Here is a 1,898-nt window from a genome sequence, read left to right on the forward strand (position 1 = left end):
CGCCCCGGGGGGGGCGCGGGGCCCGCGCCCCGGCCGCTCCGGCGCCGGGCCGTCGCCCGTGCCGCGCGCCGCGAGTTCGCTCAGCCGTTCGTGCAGGGCGGCCGCCCCGGGCCGCTCGGCGGGCTCCTTCGCCAGGCAGGCCCGGATCAGCGGGGCCAGCTGCGGAGGGACGTCCGTCAGGTCGGGCTCCTCGTGGACGACCCGGTACAGCATCACTTCGGAGGAGGCGCCCGAGCCGAACGGGGTGTCCCCGGTGAGCGCGTACGCGAGCGTCGCCCCGAACGCGAAGACGTCCGTCGCGGGTGTCACGGCGGCGCCGCGGACCTGCTCGGGGGCGAGGAAGCCGGGGGAGCCCACCGCCGTGCCGACGTGCGTGAGCGTGCTGGCGCCGCGGGACCAGGCGATCCCGAAGTCGATGATCCGCGGCCCGCGGGGCGAGAGCAGGATGTTGGACGGCTTGAGGTCCCGGTGGACGACCCCGGCCTCGTGCACCTTGACCAGGCCGTCGGCCAGGGCGGCGCCGATCCTGGCGGCCTCCGGCCAGCTCAGCGGTCCGCCGTCGCCGACCCGCTTGTAGAGCGAGGGCCCGGGGACGTACGCGGTGGCCAGCCAGGGCCGGTCGGTCTCGATGTCGGAGCCGACCACCCGCGCCGTGCAGCCGCCCCGGATCCTGGACGCGGCGGCGATCTCCCGGGCGAAGCGGGTGCGGAACTCCAGGTCCTCGGCCAGCTCGGCGCGGATCAGCTTGAGCGCGACCCGCTGCCCGCGCCGGTCCGAGCCGAGGTAGACGACGCCCATGCCGCCGGCTCCGAGGCGCCGGTGCAGCCGGTACGGCCCGACGATGCGGGGGTCCTCACGCCTCAGCCGCATCATCGCCATCATCGTTCCCCGTCAGCCTGTGGATGAGGCCCCGTCGGTTGGGGCATCGTCAGTTCCTGTCGGGCACAGCTTACGGACTGCCTGCTGCGGTGTGCTGATACGCAACACCTGAACCCTCCGTGCGATTGTCCGATCTTGCACTGACAGTCGCGCGCGGGGTGGCGGGAGCGCTTCTCGGGGTCGGCTCTCAGGGTTCCCCCGGGGGTCCGGTGGAGGGACTCTCCCCCTTCGGTAGTACTCCTCAAGTCGGAGCGTCATCCTCGGGGATGCCCGGAGAACAGTACGACGGCATGACGTCCGACCACCCCCTCGGGCCATAGCGTTGTCCTCAGCGGTGGACGGGGAGCTCGTCCCCCGAGGTAAGCCGTCCACCGCGTCCACTTAGACCCGTCGGTCGGCACGAGCAGCGCACGACCAGAGCGGCGCAGGAATCAGGAGTGAGGGCATGGCATCGCAGCTCACGGGGTCACCCCGCCGCCGTCGGCCGGCCTTCACCCAGCGCCAGGCCGCGGAGCCGACCAGGCACCCGGCGGTGGCGCTGGCGATCGCCCTGCCCTGCGCCGTGCTGCTGGTCATCCTCTTCGGGGGCTGGGAGCAGATGGCGAACCAGGCGCAGGCCGTCGCCGAACTGATCACCCACTGACCGATCGACCCGTGATCCCGGCCGGCGCACCTGCCCGGCCGGCCACTGAACGGGCACTGATCCCCTGGGGACGGGGAGCCAGTGCCGCCGGGGAAGGCCGCGCACCGCGTTGACCCGCGGACGGGCGGGAGTGGTGCGCAGAGCACCCCGGCAGGCGGAGATGCCGTGTACGGACGTCGGTGAGGGCGTCCGTACACGGCTCTTCTTCGTTCCCGGGCGGCCGACCGCGGAACAGCGCGCCAGCAGCCGACCGCTGCGGAACGGCAGTCACGCCGGCCACGACAGCGGTCCCGGAAACGCAGAAGGCCGGGGCCGTGATCCATGGATCACGGCCCCCCCCCCGTAAATTGAGCGATAAAGGGATTTAAAAACATAA

At 72.8% G+C, this 1,898-nt stretch carries 2 protein-coding genes; one reads left to right on the forward strand and one right to left on the reverse strand.

The window, feature by feature from the left end; all coding sequences use genetic code 11:
- Positions 1 to 879: serine/threonine-protein kinase (locus ACFWA9_RS39045; RefSeq protein WP_380394334.1), on the reverse strand; the 879-nt coding region annotated here is incomplete at its 3' end.
- Between the two features lie 445 nt (positions 880 to 1,324).
- Between ACFWA9_RS39045 and ACFWA9_RS39050 the strand changes: the two genes are divergently transcribed.
- A complete protein-coding gene (locus ACFWA9_RS39050; RefSeq protein WP_329486846.1) occupies positions 1,325 to 1,522 on the forward strand; it encodes a hypothetical protein in 198 nt (65 codons plus the stop codon).
- Positions 1,523 to 1,898: the final 376 nt, after the last annotated feature.

The organism is Kitasatospora sp. NPDC059973 (genome assembly GCF_042737525.1).
Lineage (GTDB): Bacteria > Actinomycetota > Actinomycetes > Streptomycetales > Streptomycetaceae > Kitasatospora.

Excerpts from the sequence above, each read along its gene's own strand:
- ACFWA9_RS39050 (WP_329486846.1), top strand. The coding sequence starts at position 1,325 with ATGGCATCGCAGCTCACGGGGTCACCCCGCCGCCGTCGGCCGGCCTTC.